The sequence below is a fragment of the Aquibacillus kalidii genome, from assembly GCF_014280935.1.
In the GTDB taxonomy this organism is placed as follows: Bacteria; Bacillota; Bacilli; order Bacillales; family Amphibacillaceae; genus Aquibacillus_D; species Aquibacillus_D kalidii.
In genome coordinates this window covers 49,518-64,912 of record NZ_JACLZI010000036.1, presented here as the reverse complement: position 1 = coordinate 64,912, position 15,395 = coordinate 49,518, and the positions used below count along the sequence as shown (strand labels likewise).

15 protein-coding genes are annotated in these 15,395 nt (G+C 34.4%); 7 read left to right on the top strand and 8 right to left on the bottom strand.

What is annotated here, in order from left to right; translation table 11 throughout:
* Positions 1-532: 532 nt before the first annotated feature.
* The gene (locus H7K77_RS07985) at positions 533-799 is read right to left on the bottom strand and encodes a hypothetical protein (RefSeq protein WP_186577231.1); all 267 of its coding nucleotides are present in this window, start codon (positions 797-799) and stop codon (positions 533-535) included.
* A gap of 182 nt (positions 800-981) precedes the next feature.
* Here H7K77_RS07985 and H7K77_RS07980 point away from each other — a divergent pair, with 182 nt between their 5' ends.
* From H7K77_RS07980 to H7K77_RS07965, 4 genes are all read left to right on the top strand, one after another.
* On the top strand, positions 982-1,356 hold the full coding sequence (locus H7K77_RS07980) for an rRNA methyltransferase (protein WP_186577230.1): 375 nt from the start codon (positions 982-984) through the stop codon (positions 1,354-1,356).
* 130 nt (positions 1,357-1,486) lie between these two features.
* A complete protein-coding gene (locus H7K77_RS07975; RefSeq protein ID WP_186577228.1) occupies positions 1,487-2,641 on the top strand; it encodes a serine hydrolase domain-containing protein in 1,155 nt (384 codons plus the stop codon).
* Positions 2,642-2,893: 252 nt separating this feature from the next.
* Positions 2,894-6,649, top strand: coding sequence for an alpha-L-arabinofuranosidase C-terminal domain-containing protein (locus H7K77_RS07970; protein ID WP_186577226.1), 3,756 nt, complete (start codon positions 2,894-2,896; stop codon positions 6,647-6,649).
* Positions 6,650-6,866: 217 nt separating this feature from the next.
* Positions 6,867-7,076 (top strand): hypothetical protein, encoded by a 210-nt coding sequence (locus H7K77_RS07965; protein ID WP_186577224.1) that lies wholly within the window; start codon positions 6,867-6,869, stop codon positions 7,074-7,076.
* A 328-nt stretch (positions 7,077-7,404) separates the two neighbouring features.
* Here the strand turns inward: H7K77_RS07965 and H7K77_RS07960 are convergent, their stop codons facing one another.
* The 3 genes from H7K77_RS07960 to H7K77_RS07950 all read right to left on the bottom strand — a co-directional run bounded on the left by H7K77_RS07960 (position 7,405) and on the right by H7K77_RS07950 (position 8,791).
* On the bottom strand, positions 7,405-7,707 hold the full coding sequence (locus H7K77_RS07960; RefSeq protein ID WP_186577222.1) for a hypothetical protein: 303 nt from the start codon (positions 7,705-7,707) through the stop codon (positions 7,405-7,407).
* Between the two features lie 217 nt (positions 7,708-7,924).
* Positions 7,925-8,359: an SMI1/KNR4 family protein gene (locus H7K77_RS07955; protein WP_186577681.1), complete on the bottom strand. Its 435-nt coding sequence runs from the start codon at positions 8,357-8,359 to the stop codon at positions 7,925-7,927.
* 240 nt (positions 8,360-8,599) lie between these two features.
* The gene (locus tag H7K77_RS07950; protein ID WP_186577220.1) at positions 8,600-8,791 is read right to left on the bottom strand and encodes a hypothetical protein; all 192 of its coding nucleotides are present in this window, start codon (positions 8,789-8,791) and stop codon (positions 8,600-8,602) included.
* Between the two features lie 64 nt (positions 8,792-8,855).
* Between H7K77_RS07950 and H7K77_RS07945 the strand changes: the two genes are divergently transcribed.
* Both H7K77_RS07945 and H7K77_RS07940 read left to right on the top strand, forming a co-directional pair.
* On the top strand, positions 8,856-9,371 hold the full coding sequence (locus H7K77_RS07945; RefSeq protein WP_186577219.1) for a sigma-70 family RNA polymerase sigma factor: 516 nt from the start codon (positions 8,856-8,858) through the stop codon (positions 9,369-9,371).
* Positions 9,361-10,263, top strand: a complete 903-nt coding sequence (locus H7K77_RS07940; protein WP_186577217.1) for a LolA-like protein — start codon at positions 9,361-9,363, stop codon at positions 10,261-10,263. Before H7K77_RS07945 ends, H7K77_RS07940 begins: the two co-directional genes overlap by 11 nt.
* 170 nt (positions 10,264-10,433) lie before the next feature.
* On the opposite strand, the gene H7K77_RS07935 is transcribed toward H7K77_RS07940, so the two are convergent.
* Positions 10,434-11,528 (bottom strand): oxidoreductase, encoded by a 1,095-nt coding sequence (locus H7K77_RS07935; protein ID WP_186577216.1) that lies wholly within the window; start codon positions 11,526-11,528, stop codon positions 10,434-10,436.
* Positions 11,529-11,595: 67 nt separating this feature from the next.
* On the opposite strand from H7K77_RS07935, the gene H7K77_RS07930 reads away from it, so the two are divergent.
* Entirely contained in the window at positions 11,596-12,495 is a 900-nt protein-coding gene (locus tag H7K77_RS07930; RefSeq protein ID WP_235988877.1) for a LysR family transcriptional regulator, read from the top strand.
* Positions 12,496-12,565: 70 nt separating this feature from the next.
* Here the strand turns inward: H7K77_RS07930 and H7K77_RS07925 are convergent, their stop codons facing one another.
* The 3 genes from H7K77_RS07925 to H7K77_RS07915 form a co-directional block, all read right to left on the bottom strand.
* A complete protein-coding gene (locus H7K77_RS07925) occupies positions 12,566-13,645 on the bottom strand; it encodes an NAD(P)H-dependent flavin oxidoreductase (RefSeq protein ID WP_186577680.1) in 1,080 nt (359 codons plus the stop codon).
* Between the two features lie 435 nt (positions 13,646-14,080).
* Positions 14,081-14,539 (bottom strand): DUF523 domain-containing protein, encoded by a 459-nt coding sequence (locus H7K77_RS07920; protein ID WP_186577213.1) that lies wholly within the window; start codon positions 14,537-14,539, stop codon positions 14,081-14,083.
* A 389-nt stretch (positions 14,540-14,928) separates the two neighbouring features.
* Positions 14,929-15,393, bottom strand: a complete 465-nt coding sequence (locus tag H7K77_RS07915; RefSeq protein ID WP_186577212.1) for a DinB family protein — start codon at positions 15,391-15,393, stop codon at positions 14,929-14,931.
* Positions 15,394-15,395 lie beyond the last annotated feature (2 nt).

The window sequence follows — 15,395 nt, the reverse complement described above, 5'->3', positions numbered from 1 at the left end:
CTTATAAACTATGATAGGCCTATATTTGATAAGAAATTGCAAGCCATTATGTGGATGTGAATAGTTTAATATCAGCTAGTTATAATTAATCATCATCTCGCTTAATCTTCTTAGCTTGCTCGTCTGACCATTTCGCTCTAGCTATCCATCCCCAAAGTCCAGCTCCTATTACAATAATTATAAGTACTATCATTAACCATTCCATTTTAAAAACTCCTTTCTTATTCCAATATCAGTTACTATTATTATTGGTGCTTTAATAAATGGTTTATACTTTCTTTAACAAATCCGTGGTTATTTAGTTACATTTTATTCCATGTTAACATAATTTCCAAATTGGATCTTAGGGGATTAAACTCTCAACCGTAGTCCGATTTAGTGACGAATCACATTCTGGAAAAGGGGATAAGATCTGGTATAAACAAGGCAAATTAGGAGATTGCTCTATCCTTGTTCGATCACAATCTTGATATGTAGAAAAATGATATGTAAGGAAAAGCTATCCGAACTCAAGGATAGCTTTTTGAGTTAGTTACCAAAAGAATAAAGGTAAAAAGGCAAATGCAGCAATAGCAGCTAACGCAACGCCCCATCCACTACCGTATCCGTAACCACGATAGCCTCTATATCCATAACCATAACCACCTAAATTAGCTCTCCGTCCAAGGGGTTGTAAATAAACTCTGTCTTTTGTTACGTGACGAATTATTCCTCTATGAATCTCTCCGCTGTTTGTTCTAATTTGAACAGGACGTCCTTGATTTTTCTGGCACAGTCCATGATAACGATTAATTGACAAAATAACGCCTCCTTTGTTTCTTATACTAATGTATGACAGATTTATTATAGAGAGGAGGACAACCGTTTGGTTTTGTGGCAATTGATGAACCAGACTATAAACGAATGTTTAGTTCCTGAAATTTGAAAGCACTCAATCATGCTATAATAAAGGTATAGTATTTTAATTTAGGGAGACTGACTATGTGGAAAAAAGTTAACGGTAGATTAATTCAAACAACGGATGAAAAAAGAGTGAAGTTTCGGACGAATATAAGTAAATCCATAATCGAAGAACTTAATGACATAGCTTTAAATAATGATACGTATGCTAATTATTTGTTGGAGAGTGGCTTGGAACATTTAATTGACCATGGTACGATTTCCTATAATAAAGAGCTAAGACCAAAAGATCGCGTACAATACAAAACCACCTATGACAAAGAGTTGTTAGAAACCGTCAAAGAATTTGCTAAGAGGAACAGCTTAAATATAAATGACGTTATTGAATATAGTACGAAATATATCGATATTGAAAAAAGTAAAAAGAGGGATTATAAAAATAGAATCGAATATTAATATTACAAAATAAAAAATAGACATTTCTGTCATACTAGAATAGTGACGTATTTCGCTGAAACTGTTAGGAAATGGATGATTTTAATCTTTTACAGTGTCTTATTATATTAGGTGAATAGGGGGAATAGGAATGGAATTATCATCGAAACTACTACCGTTGTTAAATAGTTTTGTAGAAAAAGGACCTGCAGGATGTTCTTTAAACGTTATGCGTGATGGTGAGAAATTGTTTGAAGATTACATAGGCTATTCGGATATAGAAACAAAGACTCCTATTACAGATGAGAGTATATTTCGAATTTATTCTATGACTAAGGTAGTCACGTGTACCGCAGCTCTAATGTTATATGAGCGTGGGCTGTTTTTATTGAACGATCCTGTTGAAAACTATTTACCTGAGTATAAAAACATCCAAGTAAACAGGACTAATGAACACGGAGAGGTTTACGCATTCCCATCAACTAGACCTATTAGGATAAAAGATTTGTTTACCATGACTTCTGGTTTGCCATACCCTGGAAATGGTGATGAGACAGAACAACAGATTAGTAGTCTAATGGGCACATTAATGGAGGATAAAAGGGTAACGATTCGCGATTTATCGAAAGCGTTAACATCCATTCCTTTAGCATTTGACCCTGGAACACAGTGGCGCTATGGCTTAAGTCACGATGTGCTAGGAGTGCTAATTGAAGTGGTAAGCGGAAAGACATTTGGAGATTTCCTAAAAGAGAATATATTTGATCCTTTAGAAATGAAAGATACTTTCTTCAAAATACCAGAAGAGAAAAAGCATCGCTTAGTTAGCCTATATAACAGGAGTGAGGATGGAATATTGACAAAAAATCTATCCGTTGATGAACAATTTCACCCTGATACAAGCTTGGAATTAGGTGGGGCTGGACTTTTATCAACATTAAGTAATTACAGTTGTTTCGCACATATGCTTGCGTGCGGTGGGGTTGGGAATCGACAACGTATAATTGGAGAAAAAACGATCAAGCTTATGACAACAAACCACCTAAATGCTGAACAAATGACATATTTTAATTGGGATTATCTTCGCGGTTACGGCTACGGGTTGGGTGTTAGAACAATGATTGATCGAGCAGAAGGAGGGGCTAATAGCTCTATCGGGGAATTCGGTTGGTCAGGTCTAGCAGGCACGTGGGTACTGATCGACCCTAAAGAAAAACTATCGGCTGTTTATATGCAGCAAATGTTTCCTAATTTTGAGGCATATCAGCAACCAAGGTTACGATCCGTTATATATAGTTGCCTATAAGATAGTACAGGTTAGGAAATTATTTTTCTAACCTTTTTGATTGCGAAATTTTTATTTTAGCCAATATAAAGTAACTACTACGATTGATAAGTAAATACAATCTTTATACTTTTTATGAAAAATGATGATAAATTATTGGGATTTTTGTGGTTTACTATTATAATAGTTATAAGTACAAGTTTAAATATATGATGTGTGTTAAAATAAGTTGTACTTATATACTTATATATTATTCGTCAAAGGAGAGTATCCATGAAACGAAACAAGGCAGATATTTCATTTAAAGATCGAATCATTGCACATTATAGTTTTGATGATCCGACCAACGTTGGTAAAGACAGCTCGGAGAATCAACACCACGCCGTAACAGAGGGTATAACAAAACCTAGCATACAATCAGTAGGCGGAAGAAAAGCTGTCACGCTGGAAGGTGGAAAAAACGGATCTTCATATTTAAAGCTTCCTTCGGGATTTCTAGAAGACATTAATGATCAAACGGGAATTACTGTAAGTACTTGGGTTTACTTAAGAAAAGGAACAAATGTCTGGGAGAGAATTTTTGATTTTGGTAAAGGTTCCACAGGACCATATATGTTCTTATCACGAAATTTGCGTGGTGTTTGTTTTTCGGATGCAGACCTTGTAGCAGATGCTGGAAGGACATATGGTTCAGGCGAATGGATTCACGTTGCCATGTCAGTAACAGGAACGGAGGGTGGTACGTTAAGTAGTGCTGGACCTATTGTTTATGTAAACGGGGAAGTAGTAGCAGATGGATCGATCAGTCAAACTTCTAGTGGTACGTACAAGAAGTTACGCAATTGGTTTGAAACGTTCTCTGATCCGACTGTATATCGTAATAACTATATTGGACGATCACAACATGAAGCTGATGAAGATTTTAATGGATCACTAGCAGACTTCCGTATATACAAAGCGGGTTTATCAAATGATCAAGTGATTGAGGTTATGTGTGAATCACTAACAGATGGGGAAATCGTTCAGCTTGCTAAGGATAAATATTTATCTTTTCCTGTAAAAGTAGTAACAAAGGATCTTACATTGCCTTCTTCCCTAATGGGTGGAAAGGTTAACGTAACTTGGACATCTAGTGATTCTACTGCGATAGCAAACAATGGGGAAGTAGGAGAGGTTGACGCTCCAAAAGGCGTAACACTAACGGCTCATTTAAGTATAGGAAATGACACAGTTGAAAAAGCATTTACCGTGTCCGTACTTCCTAAGAATATTCCTTCTCATCATTTAACCATTGACGGAAGTAATGAGGTTTTAGATATTAGCGAAATATTATACGGACTATTTTATGAGGACATTAATAACGCTGCAGACGGTGGTATTTATGCAGAGTTAGTACAAAACCGTTCTTTCGAATCATTTGTATTTGATACCTATTCCCATACATCTGGTGAATGCGGTTGCTCTACTGGTAGAAATCATGAACCATTGCATGCATGGTTTGGTGATATGGATAAAGTAACGGTGAAAAGTACAGGAGGATTGAACGAGTTCTTTGGTATTTCTGATAAAGATGTCAATTCTCATTATATAACGGTACCAAATGGGAGTACCATTATAAATAAAGGTTTTACTGATTCCAACCATCAATGTGCGATGTTTATTAAACAAGATGATGCTTACAACTTAACGTTATGGGCAAAATCAGAATCTGGTGGTAGCATCGACATAGAACTTCAAGACCAAGATGGTAAAGCAATCAGTGACACTGTAACGGTTCAAATAGAAAGCGGTAACAACTGGAATAAATACGGAATTGATACGAAGCTTGTTTTGACTGGAGCGAAAAATGTACTAGGTCAGTTAGCTTTAACGTTTAATGGTGATATTTCTGTCGACATGGTATCCTTGATGCCACAAGATGTTTGGGGTGCTACTGAGGAAGACCGTTCGGAAACGGCCCATTCAAATTACAAAGGAAATCCAAACTATCGACTTCGAAAAGATTTGGTCCATGCACTAGTTGACTTACACCCAACATTTTTGCGATTCCCTGGGGGATGTATTTCAGAAGGGTCCTATATTTGGGACAATGTATATGAATGGAAGGACTCTATTGGTGATATTGAGTTGCGTAAAGAAAACTTTAATGTATGGGGTTACATGATGACGATGGGACTTGGTTACATGGAGTACTTCCAATTAGCCGAAGACTTGAATGCCACTCCACTTCCTGTTATGGCTTGTGGTGTTCTCTGTCAAGCTCGATCAGATTATGTCAATCCTGCAGGTGGGGAACTTAGAGATCATTTTGTGAAAAGCTTTACTGATCTAATTGATTTTGCGATTAGTACTGACTTCGAAAATAACGAGTGGGCTCTTATACGTAAAAATATGGGGCATGAAGCACCGTTTGATCTCCATTATTTAGGAGTTGGAAATGAAAACTGGGGTACGGAGTTCTTTGCTAATTTCGAATACTTTAAAGCTGCGATTGATGAATATATGGACAAGCATTATCCTGGATACGAATTACACATCCTTTCGACTGTTGGTGCACAAGCAGACGATGATGCTTACCAAGAAGGTTGGAAGTTCCTAAGTGGTAACTTAGAAGGATCAGCAACTGTAAACTTTACGGATGGTAAAAACGTAATGGAAGAAACTGTGACTTGGTATGAAAAGCAGCCAAACTATATGGATACAATTGCAGATGAGCACTACTACCGTTCTAATGAGTATTTATTAAACAATGCGGACAGATATAATTATTACTATAGAGCTTATGAGCAAGACGGGAATATCAACGAAAGAGAAACATCAAAGGTTTTCGTAGGAGAATTTGCTTCTACGGATAAGAATACATTAGCTGGCGCGATTGCTGAAGCAGCAGTAATGACAGGATTCGAAAGAAATTCTGACGTCGTACGATTAGCTGCATATGCACCGTTATTTAACAAAGTACTAACTGACGGAACTTATCGTTGGACTCCAGATTTAATTTGGTTTGATGATGAAACAGTTTGGTACACACCAAATTATCATGTTCAGCGACTTTTCGGAAAATATCTTGGAAACAAACTGTTAGATACTTCTTTCTCAGCTTACCAAAATGGAAAATTAACCGAGTTTGTTCCACGTGGTGGGATTGAAATCGCTACAGGGAATGCTGAAATTAATGTAAAACATGTAAAAGTTGTTGATAACATTAGTGGAGCCGTATTACTGGAACAAGATTTTACCGAAGAACTAAACCCATCATGGGAAGTTATTCCTGGTTCCGTTGGGTTTACAATTGATCCAGAAAAAGGACTGGTTTTACAGGCACAAGACGATGGGCTAAATGGTATCTATATAATCAATGAAAATTGGACTAATTATAAAGTAGAAGTAAACGCGACAAAAGTATCTGGAAACGACGGTATCTATATCGGAGTCGGCTTAACAGATATTTCACCTGAGAAAAAGAATGTACACGAGTATGCGATAGGTTATAACGGAAACGCTACAGGTGTGAAGGTGTATAAAGAGGGAATAGAGGGTTACGTCTTAGGTGATTATTCATCGAGTACAGCTGCAGGTAACTTACGATCAAGCTGCTATGAAGAGTTAAGTGAGAATACGCCTTATGACTTTACGGTTGATTATGGCGGTGGTACAGGTGATCGTCTTATCTGTTCTTATACAGATGGCTCTTTTACAAGTAAAGTACTGGACTATAAATTAGAAGCTTATAATCGTGATATTTTCAACTCCGTTACAAAAGATGAAAATCATGTTTATGTAAAGCTTGTCAATGCAGATCCATTTGAGAAAACAACAAAAGTAATATTGAAAGACCTTGACGTTGCAGAAGAGGGAAGAATGATTACAGTAACTGGAGAAGAATCTCTTGTCCATACACCTAATGTAAACAAAAAGAGCGCGGAATTAGTTGTGCCATTTGAAACAGAAATTAAGTTGGAAAAAGATTCTGCTGTTGTTACGCTTTCAGCAAATTCAGTGAATATCTTAGTGTTAGATGTGAAATAAAAGGGATTAAAAAGGACATGCTTGTAATAAGCTTGTCCTTTTTACCTATATAGGATTAGATCTAAATCTATATAGTTCTTAATTACTGATTTACTAGCTTGATTGTATAAGAACTAATGTTATAATAATAAACTTAGGGTAATTATGATTTATACTCATAATAGTACGGATGCACGTAAGCCTCCGCCTACAATACCAAATAGGGAGGTATGAGAGAATGAATAAAAGATGGACAATTGATAAAATTAAAGAATTTGTGGAAAAAAATTCTGAAAGTAAGCTACTAACTACAGAGTATCACGGTTTTTCACAAAAACTACTATTTAAATGCGCATGTGGAAGTAATTTTGAAAAAACATTTACTAAATTCAAAAATAAAAACCAGCGTAAATGTGATGTGTGCCAACCACCCAAAGTATCACGCTAAGTCAGTGGCGATAATAAATTATATACGTTTTGCTAAAGGTCATCTTGCTTTTATAACATTATGGAGGCTAGGTGACTTTTTAATATCTAGATTGCTTAAGCCTATACGTCACATAATTTGCTGAAAATTTAATGAACGTAAGAGATAATGATCATTAGAAAAATTGAATAACGATCACATGTAGGAAGGGCATCTGGATATCATTATAAAATAACGCCCCGAACATAATATATATTATCGGAAGTTATAAATGGAATGAAATTTGTTGTCTCATTAACAAAGAATACTTGTGATATTGAGACAGAAATTGAAATTTTGAGAATTATGGTTACTTCCTATAATAATTATTATTGTTAAGTTCTTTGTTTGTCATTAGTAAAACATGGTGTAATTTTTCTTTGCACTTTTTTTGGTATGACTGCTTATTAAGTTTATCTCTATTGAATTTCCCAATACATTGACGGACATCCTTATTGTGTATGATTAGTTCCCTATACTTTTCATCATTAAGGTAACTTTGAAACCATTCATGTTGTTTTAGATGTTTTATATTTCTACCTATACCTTCTTCATCGACCTTTAGAAAAGGTATATAAACAGCAAGGTTTAACAAATCAAGTAAAATTCCCAATGCTTCCTCTCCCAAATGAATTGTTTATAAGTAGTTAAACATATGGCTTTCGGCCCATCACTTCTGTCTTCGCTTAAATACTAAAGTTACCTTCAGTCCTCCAAGACTTGCTACGAGCGAATGGCTAGTTCTTACTCGACGGGAATCCCACCCACTATATGTTACGACCTATACTCGGCCGCACAAGCACTCGTTACTTTAATAAGCAAAGGCTTATCTAAATAGAAATTTCGCCTGTTATCCAATCTTTAATAAAAACTTCTAATGAAGGAGCAACCCAAATTCTGCTATCATCTTCATGGTTCCAAACATAAATATCATCCGTTTGAATACTGCCATTTAATATTCTATAACCGAACAAATCGCCATTTCCTGCATCTGAAAAAAATAGTAAATGTTCAAATGGCATATAGATGTCTTTGTAATCATCGAAATCTCTAAAAAATACATTATCCTTTATGATTTGGGAAGTTGACCATATTAAAGGACAGTCAAAACTATCAAATACTCCATTCGTTTCACTATATAATTCAAATAACTTTTTAGGTAATTCCACATTTAATTTATTTTTAATTTGTTTTATTTCAATATCAGTCGCTGGTGGTTTGAAAGAATATTCTTTTGATACTGAATTTATATGATCTTTCCACATCAATGTAACACCATCCTTAAGCATCTGAGAAATAATTCGCCATTACTAACACACATTCCTGCTTCCACATAACTGTACGTTACTTAAATAAGAACTCGGAGTTAACACAGTAAAGGAGTCCAGTGAGGATCAGAGAACCTTTCTATCTACTTACTATTCCCAATCGTACCACCCTAGAGTTTATATACTAGATTAATATTGTCCTATTATGGAATTAGCGATCTTAATTGCATCCTCCTTTTAGAATATCTTTGTCACTTTTTCATAAGTATCTTTTTTAAAATTAGCCATTCCAATACCATATACTAACCCTGTATTCCTAAGATTAGGATCAATCCAAGTCAAAGATATTTCTTCTAAATTTTCATTATAATGTCCAGTGATATTTTTATCTAACTGAACTTCTACGTCCTCTTCTATTGTGGTAAACAATCTTCTAGTTCAAAAAAAATTAAACTATTTTCCATTTAGAACGTCTTATATATGAGGTGACAAAATGAATAACCAGGATGAGAACATTCCAGTAGATTATGAAAAAATCATGTTACTATATGGTACCGAAATAAAGGCACTTGTTTATACATACGTAAAAAATAGTGCCTTAGCAGAAGATATCGCACAAGAAACATTTATTAAATGTTTTACTAACTATCATCAGTTTCGAGGGGATTCATTAAAAGGGTGGCTATTTAAAATAGCCATAAACAAATCGAAGGATTATTTACGAAGTTCTTATTACAAGAAAGTTATACTAGGAACTATATTACCAGTGAATAAGAAGTATAATTCCGCCGAAGATCAATATTTAGTAAAAAGTGAAGCTGATCAAATAACGGATATAGTATTAAACCTAGGTGTTAAATATAGAGAGGTTATTGTTCTTTATTATTATAAAGATCTTACTATTAAAGAAATAGCACAGACTCTTAACAGAAATGAAAATACAGTTAAATCCCACTTAAGGAAGGCAAAGAATATGATCAGAAATGAGGTTTATAAGTATGAAAAGTAATTTATTTAAAAATTTAAAGCGGAATATGGAAATGTCTTCAAAATTCCAAGATATTGATTTTTCTAAGGAAAGCAGGAAAAAAGTAATGCAGAAAATAGATAATATATCCAAGCGTAAAAAGTATCCAAAATGGAAACTCACTTTTAACGTTGCCATTTCTTTTTTCATACTATTTGGTATTTCTTATTTTGGTTTTGAACATTTATTTGTATCTGAACCAAATCCACCTAATGCAGATGAAACTACACAATTACCTTCTGACAATAATAGATCAGAAATAAACAGTGATATGCGCGCTAAGCAAGAGGTGAAGGAATTGCTAAGAAATAGTGAGGAAAACTTCTCATCTGCTAAGGGGGTCTATTCTACCTATATAAAAACATATTCTCGTGAGACTATCATAGATTTTGAAATGAATATGAAAAACCCATCTGGTGGTTATGAGAAAGCAGTCCAAGATGATGGAAGTAAGTACTATACTTATATTGATGAAAATTATATATGGGACCTGGATTTACAACACAAAACTTATTTTAAAACAGAAAAAGATGATACCACACTAAATTTCACTTCCTCCATCTTATTTACTGATTATATAGCGAATACGTATTTGCAAAATGAAGAAAATTGGAACATTGAAGAGGTTCAATCTATAGTAGGACGTGATGCCTTGTATATTACCGGAACTTTAAATGATTACAATACAGAGGCCTATGGAATTCATACCTATGAGTTTTGGGTTGATAAGGAAACTGGGATATTATTAAAGTATAAACTGTATTCGTTAGATGGTAACGTCACTAGCAGTCTTACGGTAAAGGAAATTTCTTTAAACACAAACTTAAAGGAAATTGACTACACACCAAATATTGAGGGATATAAAAAAGAATAATATTTTTCACATTAAAAGGCGTAGATTATAGCAATGTACGCCTCTATTTTCATAATTAGGTTGGCAATGTCCGATGTGAAAATTCTCAACAACAGGAAAAAACATACTAGCGAAGAAATCTTTAAATACTTTTTTTTGTCTTCGCATATTCCAGTTCACTAACTTTTCTTCTAATAAGTTTCTTCATCTCTTATTACCGCAATAGGATCGAATACACGATGATCAAACTTAGATATTGTTTTATTATCTTTTACTTTGTTTGGCCAATCAGGGTTGGCCAGTGCACTAGTTCCTACTGCAACAAAATCAGTTTCTTTTTTACTTATCATTTCTTCTGCTCTGTCAGGGTCTCCTAACTGTCCATTTGCAATGACAGGTAAATGCCCATATTTTTTTGCAAGACTAGCAAGTGTATCACCATGGTCTCTAAATGCTGGTTTATCCGCTTGAAACTCGGTTGTGTGAATATAATCTGGGTTAGCTGAGGCTAGACTCTCAAAGATTATTTTTGCTTCAACCTCTTCTCCGTTCCATTTATGAAAGAAATCATTCACTTTTCCTTGAGAAACACGGATACCAACAACAAAATTGTTGCCTACTTTATTCCTAATAGCTTTTAACACTAGTGCACTTAGTCGGACACGATTTTCAGGTGTTCCCCCAAATTCATCTTCTCGAAAGTTTGTATAGTCTGTATGAAACTGATCTAATAAATATCCATTAGCTCCGTGAACCTCAACACCATCAAATCCTGCATTTTTGGCTCTTAATGCTGCATTGGCAAAACTCTCGATAACAGACTCTATTTCTTTTTTACTCATTTCTATTGGAAGTGAATATTCACCACTACCCCCATGGTCTCTAAGTTTTTCACCTTTTGGCTTAACAGCTGATGGGGCTAATGAATAGTCCGTAAAGCGATTATATTGAACAAGTGCTCCTGCGTGTTGAATTTGTAAAAATATTTTTCCACCTTCTTTGTGAACAGCATCTACCACCGGTATCCAAGCGGCAGCTTGTTCTTCCGTTGCTATTCCGGGTTGATTCTCATACGCTTGCCCATGTGCTAAATCAGGATAGGTACCTTCTGTAATAATTAAAGAAAAACCACCACTTGCAAACCGTGAATAATATTGAGCCATTCTGTTATTAGCCAACCCACTCGGTTCAGCACTTGTTCTAGTCATTGGAGAAACCACTGATCTATTTGATAACTCCAGCGCACCAATCTTAAAATCAGAAAATAAATTAGTATACTTTGCCATATCTACTCACTCCTATTTCTTATTTACTTACAATTAAGAGTTTACGTAGGTTCTGACATTTAGTAAAATGATTAAAAATGATACATCCATCAATAAAAATGATGAGGAGGTTATTATGGAGTTAACTGATTTAAAAATTTTCCTAACTGTAGCTGATGAGGGGAATTTTTCTAAGGGAGCAGACCAGTTAGGCTATGTACAATCTAATGTAACCAATCGAATTAAAAAACTGGAATCTGAACTAGGTGTTACTCTATTTAATAGACACCCAAAAGGTGTTAGTTTATCTGACAGAGGCTTGATATTCTATGAACATGCAGCATCCATAAATAAACGGGCTGAGGAAGCGATTGCAGCTGTTCAAGAAGCAGAAAATTTTGGAGGAAAGTTAGCTATTGGAGTTGTTGAGACTCTTGCCTCAAATAAATTTATGAATATACTTTCTGATTTTCAAAAACAGCATCCTAATGTTTCCATTTCGCTCATTACAGGAACATCACCCAAATTATTAGAAATGATTCAAAAATATAAGCTTGATGCTGCATTTATAACAGGACAAACAAAATCTAATTCAATTGAAGTTGAATACACGATTCAAGATGTAGTTAGTTTAATCACCAAACGAGGATTAAAACCTGAACAGACACCAAAAACTTGGGCAGTGTTTCCTGAAGGATGCCCATTTAGAAAGGTACTAGTTGAATGGTTAGACAGTAACGGGGAAAAGCCGACTAACTTTATAGAAGTTACTACCTTAGATACCTTGTTAAATTGTGTGAAGTCAGGGTTAGCATCAGCAGTTCTTCCTTTATCAGTAATTAATAAAACCCAAGAAATGAAGTACAACTCAACCCCTCTACCAGAAGAATATCGACTTATGGAAACACACCTTGTTAGACGCAAGGATATAGCAACTAATAAGGCTTTATCCTCCTTTATTGAAAAAATCAAAAAAAATGAACTGTAAATAAACGCATTAGGTATGTCTAATGTGTTTATTTACATGAATGAAGAATACGATATAAAATTGTGCGTGCTTATTTATTACTGAGAATTAAAGTAGATTCCTCAACAATACTTTCTATAAGTGATTTAACCGTTTGTTTTTTAGCTAACCTTGGACTTTGCCCAGACCAAAGAGACATATATTCGTGATTTTTTTGTACAGTAGCGGCTTTTCTAATTCCTTTGGTTAGCGTGTTTTGTACAGGGAATTTTGGTAGCGATTCTTCACTTTTCTGCATATCTAAAATAAATCTATTTTTTATTCCTCTTGCCCACTTTCCAGAGAAAGAACGTGTCATAATTGTCTGATCCTCAGGTGTATGAAGAACTTCCTCTTTATGAATCTCGCTTGCACCACTTTCAATACAAGTTAAAAAAGCTGTACCCATTTGTACCCCCTTTGCTCCCAAGCAGATAGAAGCCATTAATCCTCTTCCATCCATAATTCCTCCAGCAGAAATTACAGGAATACTTACATTGTCAACAACTTGTGGTATAAGTGAAAATAGACCAATTTGACTTTCTTGATGGTCTTCTAAAAAATTGCCCCGATGTCCTCCTGCTTCACTTCCCTGAACAACAACCATATCCATTCCACTCTTTTCGATTTCAATTGCTTCTTTGACGGTTGTTGCTGTTCCTAATACTATAATTCTATGTTGTTTTAATTCATGAATTATCTCTCTTGAAGGAATACCAAATGTAAAGGAACAAACTGGAATCTTTTCTTCAATTATGACCTTTACTTGGTCATGGAAGGTCTCAACAACTTTTTTATAGTCAGGAATTTCTACGTCATCTGTATCCTGTATATGCAGTTTTTCGCGAAAAGGTTTTAATAATTGATTAGCAGTTTTTAATTCATGATCCGTGACATGAAATTCGTTAGGAACAAATAGATTTATGCCAAAAAAGTTGGATGTTAACTTTTTTATTTCTCTAGCCTGCTCTTGAATTTGACTAGAAGTCATGTAGCCTGCTCCGACCATTCCTAGCCCACCAGAATTAGAAACCTCAGCTACTAATTTAGATGTCGTTACTCCTCCTGCCATAGGTGCTTGTATGATTGGATACTGAATCCGTAATATTTTTGTGACCTCATTATTAAAAATAATCAACACCTCATTTAAATAATTTATTATCGTTATTTAAGGCAGTTACGTGTTCTATTTTATTAAATACAAGATCATTTCACTTATTATGTATATATTTATTTAGTTTTTAATATTCAAAAATTACTAGCTTACCCAACTTTATTACATCAATAAATAGGTATTTATGGAACGAGGTACAATAACTACTTGCAAAATTTAATAATGTTTAAACTGTATCAAAGGCAGAAGGCATAACAATAGTGACAGATGAATTGAGTTTTGTTAATTGTGAAGATCTAACTGATTAAATTTCTGGAACTTAGCTTGCACCCGGTGTAAATAGTAACCCCCAACAACAAGACACTTATAAATCTTAATACTAGAAATTAGAGCATTATTAAACTTCTTTGAATATTCGTATTGTAGAACTAAGCATCTATATTTGTGGAATAATTAATAATTATTTGTAGCTAATTGTTTCTCTGATATCACTTGAAATCCATTTCTTTTAAGCAATGCGGATGTTACTCCATTTCCTACTACTTTTTTCCCTTTAAATTCACCATTGTAAATGGTTGAGCTACCACAAGATGGGCTGTTTTCCTTGAGAACAACTGTTGTCGCATTCATTTTTACTGCTTTGTCTAAAGTAGCATAAGCACCTTTAATGTAGAGGTCAGTTACATCTTCACCTGATTTTTCAACGACTTTAGCTCTTCCTTCCAGTACATCTTCTCCGTCTCCACCTATTATTTCAGCAGGTTCCCTTGGCGTAGAAAATCCACCAAGCAATTCTGGGCATACTGTTACAGCTTTATTCTCTTCTACTAATCTACTTACCTTATTATTTAAACTATGTGTACCGTTGTACCTTACTTCTAACCCCGCTAAACAAGAACTTACCAATATCATAAACCACGCCTCCACAAACATATTTCATAGCTTTCGCACTATATATGCCCTTTAACACAATAAGCAAGCGATAACCTTGTTAAATCCCCACACTCTCCTTTTTAAAGGTTAACCTTTAATTCAAAACTAATCTTTAAGAATCTATCTATTAAAGTAGCATTAGCTATACTCTCTTATATTACAATCCTATCATCTCTTTTAATTAATGAGCAATATGTTTATGTAATCGTTTCATAATAAAACCTGCCATTTAACACACTTTGTATCCCTTTAATGTCATTATTTCGCGAAAATAAAAAGTTAATTTTGTAAATAGCCCAATCTAGCTATATTAATATTTTTTTAAAAGGCGGATCATCAAAATGATTCGCCTTTGTTTATCGCTTTCTTTAAATAAATTTACTAATATTTTTCATAGCACCAAAATGCATACCTTCATGATACAAGCAAAAACTAACAAACTCTCTAACATATACTAATTCAAATCCCGTTGATGTAGAGTAGAGCTCTTTTACTTTCTCATCCATCCTTCCCGATAAAGTCAATTTGACTCTATTCATTTGTTCACTCAAGATATTAATTAACTCATCTAAAGATGGTGGATTTAGCTTCCAGTCTACTGGTCTAGTTCCATTATTAAAAAATGAAGAATAATTAGATGGAATTTTTGTATCTTCTCCTGTAAGTTGAAACAAGAATTTTTCACTAATCACAAATATGTGTCCTAAATTCCACTTAATACTATTATTCAGCCTATCAGGTACAAGCTCAGTAGTTGCTTCTTCCATATCTTTCACAAAATTAATTGTATTCTCTCTTGCAATAAATAACTGTTTTACAAGGTCATTTTCCATCA

Coding starts and splice junctions, on each gene's coding strand:
- H7K77_RS07965 (WP_186577224.1), top strand. CDS start 6,867: ATGAATAAAAGATGGACAATTGATAAAATTAAAGAATTTGTGGAAAAA.
- H7K77_RS07935 (WP_186577216.1), bottom strand. CDS start 11,528: ATGGCAAAGTATACTAATTTATTTTCTGATTTTAAGATTGGTGCGCTG.
- H7K77_RS07980 (WP_186577230.1), top strand. CDS start 982: ATGTGGAAAAAAGTTAACGGTAGATTAATTCAAACAACGGATGAAAAA.
- H7K77_RS07955 (WP_186577681.1), bottom strand. CDS start 8,359: ATGTGGAAAGATCATATAAATTCAGTATCAAAAGAATATTCTTTCAAA.
- H7K77_RS07915 (WP_186577212.1), bottom strand. CDS start 15,393: ATGGAAAATGACCTTGTAAAACAGTTATTTATTGCAAGAGAGAATACA.
- H7K77_RS07975 (WP_186577228.1), top strand. CDS start 1,487: ATGGAATTATCATCGAAACTACTACCGTTGTTAAATAGTTTTGTAGAA.
- H7K77_RS07940 (WP_186577217.1), top strand. CDS start 9,361: ATGAAAAGTAATTTATTTAAAAATTTAAAGCGGAATATGGAAATGTCT.
- H7K77_RS07945 (WP_186577219.1), top strand. CDS start 8,856: ATGAATAACCAGGATGAGAACATTCCAGTAGATTATGAAAAAATCATG.
- H7K77_RS07920 (WP_186577213.1), bottom strand. CDS start 14,539: ATGATATTGGTAAGTTCTTGTTTAGCGGGGTTAGAAGTAAGGTACAAC.
- H7K77_RS07970 (WP_186577226.1), top strand. CDS start 2,894: ATGAAACGAAACAAGGCAGATATTTCATTTAAAGATCGAATCATTGCA.
- H7K77_RS07930 (WP_235988877.1), top strand. CDS start 11,596: ATGATTAAAAATGATACATCCATCAATAAAAATGATGAGGAGGTTATT.